The 5,936-nt window shown below is 63.1% G+C and carries 7 protein-coding genes and 1 pseudogene; 2 read left to right on the top strand and 6 right to left on the bottom strand.

The window, feature by feature from the left end; translation table 11 throughout:
• The 3 genes from ACH0BU_RS17720 to ACH0BU_RS17710 form a co-directional block, all read right to left on the bottom strand.
• On the bottom strand, window positions 1–480 hold the full coding sequence (locus ACH0BU_RS17720; RefSeq protein WP_500264435.1) for an acyltransferase family protein: 480 nt from the start codon (window positions 478–480) through the stop codon (window positions 1–3).
• 298 nt (window positions 481–778) lie between these two features.
• Window positions 779–1,747, bottom strand: a complete 969-nt coding sequence (locus ACH0BU_RS17715) for a glycosyltransferase family 2 protein (protein ID WP_500264434.1) — start codon at window positions 1,745–1,747, stop codon at window positions 779–781.
• Between the two features lie 28 nt (window positions 1,748–1,775).
• Entirely contained in the window at window positions 1,776–3,173 is a 1,398-nt protein-coding gene (locus tag ACH0BU_RS17710) for an exopolysaccharide biosynthesis polyprenyl glycosylphosphotransferase (RefSeq protein WP_500264433.1), read from the bottom strand.
• 425 nt (window positions 3,174–3,598) lie between these two features.
• Here ACH0BU_RS17710 and ACH0BU_RS17705 point away from each other — a divergent pair, with 425 nt between their 5' ends.
• Window positions 3,599–4,036 (top strand): c-type cytochrome, encoded by a 438-nt coding sequence (locus tag ACH0BU_RS17705; RefSeq protein WP_500264432.1) that lies wholly within the window; start codon window positions 3,599–3,601, stop codon window positions 4,034–4,036.
• Window positions 4,037–4,069: 33 nt separating this feature from the next.
• Here the strand turns inward: ACH0BU_RS17705 and ACH0BU_RS17700 are convergent, their stop codons facing one another.
• Together ACH0BU_RS17700 and ACH0BU_RS17695 are read right to left on the bottom strand one after the other, a co-directional pair.
• Window positions 4,070–4,378: a ribbon-helix-helix domain-containing protein gene (locus ACH0BU_RS17700; protein ID WP_500264436.1), complete on the bottom strand. Its 309-nt coding sequence runs from the start codon at window positions 4,376–4,378 to the stop codon at window positions 4,070–4,072.
• 294 nt (window positions 4,379–4,672) lie between these two features.
• Window positions 4,673–5,008, bottom strand: a pseudogene (locus ACH0BU_RS17695) (nucleotide-binding protein); the annotation flags it as partial.
• 126 nt (window positions 5,009–5,134) lie between these two features.
• Between ACH0BU_RS17695 and ACH0BU_RS17690 the strand changes: the two are divergent.
• Window positions 5,135–5,380 carry a ribbon-helix-helix domain-containing protein gene (locus tag ACH0BU_RS17690; RefSeq protein ID WP_500264431.1) on the top strand — a complete coding sequence of 82 codons (246 nt, stop codon included), beginning with the start codon at window positions 5,135–5,137 and terminating at the stop codon, window positions 5,378–5,380.
• A 271-nt stretch (window positions 5,381–5,651) separates the two neighbouring features.
• Here the strand turns inward: ACH0BU_RS17690 and ACH0BU_RS17685 are convergent.
• The coding region (locus tag ACH0BU_RS17685; protein ID WP_500264430.1) for a hypothetical protein at window positions 5,652–5,936 on the bottom strand (285 nt) is incomplete at its 5' end.

Genomic DNA, 5,936 nt, shown 5'->3' with positions numbered 1-5,936 from the left:
TTATGCTGCCGCGGACAACATCGATATGGCAGCGTGACTCACAACCCAACGCCTCCCGCAAACCCGGGGCGGTTCAACATTCAGGACGGGATAGCTTTCCGGGCCATTGAGCCACGAAAGGAAGAGCAGCGACTGAAGGAGGTGGAGCGGATCGGACACCTCATTGCGTGCCAAACCGGGAATATGGGTCAACGCGAACGTCAACAGCGTCATCAACCAATACAGCGGGACGATGCGCTCGATCCGTCGGCTGATGAATGTCGCCGCGCGCGTTTCACGCGTCGATGCGATGAAGACAATGATGAAGCCGGAAATGACGAAGAACAGATCGACGCCATAGGCACCATATTCCAGGAAGGGAAACGGTGCCGTCCCGCCGAAGTAAGTGATCGCTGTCAGCTGGGCGTGATAGGCTACCACGGCAGCGGCCGCGACAAAACGCAGCACCTGGATGCGCGCGAACGTGACATTGGACGACACTGTCAGCCGCATCCGGACCGGGAATGTTCCGGCGTACGCGGATGATCATAAAGGCGGAAGGCAGGAAAAACGGGCACCGCAAACATCCGGTAGTACGCAGGTTTCTGAGTCAGCAAACATCGCCGCACAAGCCTGCAGGGCCATACTGACGACATCCCAAGGGATCAGGTCATCGTCAGCAGCACAGCCATACAACAAATAATCTCACGACCAAGCGGTGTTACACTACGACCAAGCGCTATCGCAGCGATATTGAGGCAAGCCACTGAAGCTGCTCCTATCCGCTATCCCATTCCCTTCAGGCCCGCTGACGCCAGTAGAAGGGCTGCATCGACAATCGCTGTTTCCAGCGATTGGAGAATTTCTTCTCCCGCGCGCCCATGCTGTAGCCAGCGTATTTCGCGAAGGTCCTGACCATTGCCGAAGGCAGCTGCAACGGATCATGCCGCGCAAGATAGGCGAGTTCGGAGCGGATGAAGCGCACCCCCTCCCCTTCGGCCCGGCCGAAGGTGTCGATCAGCCAGCGATTGCGGCCATGAAAGACCCCCACGTCGAAGTAGCGGCGAAATTCCTCGGCAATGGTGTAGCCGTGGCTGTGAATCACCTCCGCATCGCCGCGATAGGCGATCTGCCATCCTTCCAGCAGCATTCGCCCGGCGACGAGCTGGTCCTCGGCGAAGAAGGCGTCTTCGGGGAATCCACCCACCGCGGCGAGCGCGCTGGTGCGATAGGCAGCAAAGGAATCCGAGCAGAACACGGTCTTGACGCCGACCCGCGCGCGATCCTCCAGCCCGCGGGTTTCCGACTGGGCCGGGTAGTTCATCAGACGGGCGTGCCGCTCGATTCCACGCGCAACCGGGCGCGGCAGCTGACGGCCATAGGCCATGCCGACCGCCGGATCGGCAAAGGCGGCAACCAGACGAGCAATCGTGTCGGGATGCTGCGGAATGGCATCCTGCGTCAGCATCACGACGATGCTGGCATCCGGCCGCATCTCGACTGCGCGCTGCCGGGTGCCACCATGATTGAACGTCCGGCGTTCGATCCCGACTACAGTCGCGCCAAAATCGCGAAAGGCAGCACAGGTTTGGTCGGTGGATTCCGAATCCACGACAAGAAACTGTGCCGGATCAAGCCCCTGTGTCTTCAGTGCTGGCAGCAGCGCCGCCAGGTGTGGCCCGGCATTGAGCGTCGGGATGACGACCGACACATGCGTCGGATCGACCGCCCACGAAGACGTCCCGCCCCGCGTCGTACCCTCAACCATCTTGGTGCCCTCAGCCCGCACGGCGCTCTCAGAATGCATTGTCGTGCCGGATGACGAAGATCGTACGGAACAGTATCCACAGATCCTTCCCCATCGACCAGTCGCGCAGATATTCGAGGTCCGACGACAAGCGGTTGGTGAGATCCGAGGTTTCCACGGTCGCGCCGCGATAGCCGCGGATCTGAGCCAGACCGGTTACGCCTGGCTTCATCGCATGGCGATGGCGATAGCGCGGGTCGATTTCCCAATACAGCCGATCTGCCGCGCGAGCCGACAGGGCATGCGGACGGGGACCCACCATGCTCATGTCTCCCCACAGGACATTGAGCAGCTGAGGCAGTTCGTCGATGCTGTTGCGACGGATGAACTGGCCCACCTTGGTCACGCGGCTATCGGCGCGCGCCGTCAGCACGGCGGCCGTAGGATCGCACTGGTCATGGTACATGCTGCGGAACTTGAACATCATGAACAAGGTATTGTCCCGCCCGATCCGCTGCTGCCGGAACAGCACGGGGCCGGGCGATTCCAGCCGGATGGCGATGGCGACGGCGATCAGGAGCGGCGACAGGATCAGCAGAGCAAGCGACGAGGCGACGAGATCAAAAAGCCGCTTCATGATGCGATCGCGCAGATGCAGCGGCCCGGCCGACACCACGATGGTTCGCCGGTCGTTGTAATGGCCAATCCCGATCATGCCGATGCGGTCGACATCGGGGGCGATAATCTCCCCATCAACCGCCATTGATTTCAGCACATGCGCCCAAGCGACCACATGATCGTCGCGCGAAGCAATCAGGACCCGGTCCGCATGCGCGATCAACTTGGCAAGCCGATGATAATGAACCGGATCGTCGGTGCGTGGATCAAAGCCGAGCTGCGCCACATCGATGACGATGCTGTTGGGTTCCGCGTGGAAATCCGCGCCGTCGACGATGACCACGGTACTGAAAGGCGAGTCACCAAGCTGGCGCAGCAGCACCCGCCCCAACATGATCCGCCCGGCAATGAGCAGCCCGGCCGACCCCAGCGTGCCGATCCAGAACACAAGACGCGAGAAAGCCGCCCCGACCTTGAACGAATAAGCGATGATGAGTACCGCCGCAGCGGCAAAGGCAATCGCCCGGATCGCCTTTGCCGCGCCGATTCGGGGGTCGCGCAATACCGCACCATTGTACGCCCCGTTGAGCACCGCGGCCCAAAGATAGATCGGCAGCAACACGCCAAGCATCGTCATGCCGTGCATCGCCTGCCAATGACCCATGAAAATGGCATTGGCGATGAGGAAGCTGACGCTGATCGACACCGCATCGGTGAGGGCAAGCAGCGCGTAGCATCGTACCCGCTGCATTTCCATGTTGCCGATGGGAATGAGAGGAGTGGACCCACCGATCGACTTGTCGAGCCGAAGGTCGCTTCGGACATTCATTCGTTTGTTTTCCGAATATTGTGATGCCTGTGCACGTGGCATGGGTGCCTATCCCCTTCGCGCCGGGGCCGTTACCATGCAAAACACATCCCGTCTCTCCCCCCTTAGCCCGCCACCATGATCCGGTGCGGTGCCTTTCACCCGGCGCATGACGCCCTTGCAGTGGTTGAAGCTGGTGGCTGCAACCGCCGGTGCACAAGCACGTTATATCAGCAGGTTGTTCAGCGACAGGGTACGAGCCGCGATCAATTCTGTGTAGCGCGTGGAGCAGGACGGGAGACACCGAAGGTCGATCAGGAGACGACCGATGTATGATGCTCGCCGTCCGCCCTCCGTGGAGGGTCTCGTGAATGGCATTCCCCTGTCGCTCGCCTTATGGGCCATCCTGCTCATTCCCTTGTTCAGCTAGGATCCGGCCCGTCCGCATGGCAGCATTACCGTCGTCCCGCTGGTTGCTGCTGTGCCTGATCGTGGCGGGTTGTTCCGATGGCAAGCGCGAGGCGCGGCGTCAGGCACTGGGGCCGCAGCCTTCGTTCGAGACGCTGATGGCGCATGCCGATCCTGAGGCGGGCAATCGCGCCTTCCGCGCCTGTGCGGCCTGCCATACGATCGGCAAGGGCGGCGCGACCCGCGCGGGGCCGAACCTTCATGCCATCATGGGCCAGCCGATCGCCGCCAATCCAGCGTTCGGCTACAGCTATGCGCTGAAATCCGTGGGAGGCACCTGGACGCCGGAGCGGATGGATGCGTGGCTTGCGGCGCCGGGCAAATTCGCGCCGCGGACCAGCATGGCCTATCCCGGGATGCGCGATCCGCTGATGCGCGCCGACGTCATCGCCTATCTGCAGGCGCAGGATAAATAAGGGTGTGGTAGGGGCGAATAGCTCCCCCTCCCCTCATTCCCCGATCGGGCTTTCGCCGTGTTTTCGGAGGACGTCGTTGAACGCCTCGGCCATCAGTGACTGGAGGCTTCTCCCCTGACGCCTCGCCAGCATGTGCATCGCGAAGCTCATGTCGGGGGTGAAGAAGCCGGCGATCTGCTTGCGGCCGACGCGGCTTTCCGGGCGTGGCGTGGCGGGTGCTTTTGGCCTGTCTTCGGCCTCGTTCGCCGCAGGCGCGCCCTGGGTGTGGAGAAGATCGGCCGCGGGCGTTTTCAGCGCCGGGGCGGCGGTGCGCAGGTTGGCGAAGCTTGGCTTGCGGCTCATCAGACGGTCTTTCGAAAACGCGGTGCCGGCATGCCTAGCTGTCGACATGTCCATTTGTATAGCTCGCGGATCTCCGCCGCGGCGCGGCCCGAGGGTTCCGCCTCGGTCACGGTGCGCCCCTCCGCGCTGGCGTGGCGATAGGCGGCGCGATCGGGGAGGATCACTGGCGCTGGCGGGGTACCGTAGCTGTCGACCAGCTCGCTCGCCTCGGCATAGACGCGCGGCGCGTTGGGCGGCCCGGCGGTGAAGACGACGAAGGCGGGCTTGCGCAGCAGCTGCACGAGCTTTGCCGTGGTCTGGATCGCAGCGAGGTCGAAGGCGCTGGGACGGCACGGGATCAGCACGAGATCGGCGACCTCGACCGCGGCACGCGCGGCGCTGTCGGCATGGGGCGGCGTGTCGATGACGATGAGCTCGGCCCCTTGCCCCTCCGCCGCGGCGACCTTGGCGGCGAGCCGCGGCGGGGGGCTGATCCTGGCGCCAGGAGGCCCATTGGCTGGCGGTCGCCTGCGGATCGGTATCGATGATGAGCGCGACGCGTCCCGCGTCCTGCGCGATGGCGGCAAGGTGGAGCGCCAGCGTGATCTTCCCCGCCCCGCCCTTCTGGCTGATAATCGCAACTGTCGGCATGGCGACGTTGCTACATGTCGACATAATCGCTTGTCGAGATGTTTTCGATTCTAACCGGGCTTGGCTTGGTCACCTGCCCCGATGCACTATATCGCACCAACAATATGGTTTGATGAGGTCGGGACCATGGCGATCGTGCGCAAGACCACCACGCTGGCCGAGCAGCAGAATGACTGGATCGCCGCCCAAATCGATGCGGGCCATTATACCAATGACCGTAAGGCGATCCCCGATCTGATTCGCCGCGAGCAGGACTGCAGCGCCGATCTGGCGCGGCTTCGCGCGGCGCTGATCGACGGCGAAGAAAGCGGCGCGCCCGAGCCTTTCGACATCGCTGCCTTCGCGCCTCGCCACACATCGCAGCGTGGCTGAATATCGCCTCACCCTGGGCGCGGTACGATCTGGCGACGGTGTTCGATTTCAGCATCACCAGCCGGGGACCCGCCCAGGCGGTGAATTATGCCGAGCGGATCGCGGCATCTGCGCCGAGGCACCGCTGCGCGCGCCCGCGCACCCTCTCCAGCCATAGCGTCCGCGCCATTGCGCGTGCGACAGCGATGGCGTCCTAACAGAAGAGTTGATCCTGACCTGAATATCGCCGCCACCCCGATATCTGGTGCCTGGCTGATCTAATCGCCGACTTTTAACCAAACCCGGCGATGATGTAGGCATGTCGAGACGACCGAATGCCTGGAATGTGGCTGGGATGCGCCATCACCGCCGTCGCCGAACGCTGCGCCGGATCAGGACGCCACTCGCCGTGCTCACCCTCGCGGCCGTGGCTGGTGTTGACGTGATGGGTTGGACGGCCCCTGCACCAGCGTAGCTGTGCGATGATGTGGTCGTTGAGCCATGTGTGGACGGCCCCTGCGGTGCAAGAGCTTTTGTGCAGCGATGAGCACCGGTCGGGTGCATCCATGTGTTCGGC

The sequence above is a fragment of the Sphingomonas olei genome (assembly GCF_045369765.1).
Classification (GTDB): Bacteria; Pseudomonadota; Alphaproteobacteria; order Sphingomonadales; family Sphingomonadaceae; genus Sphingomonas; species Sphingomonas panaciterrae.
This window is presented reverse-complemented; position numbering and strand designations above follow the sequence as displayed.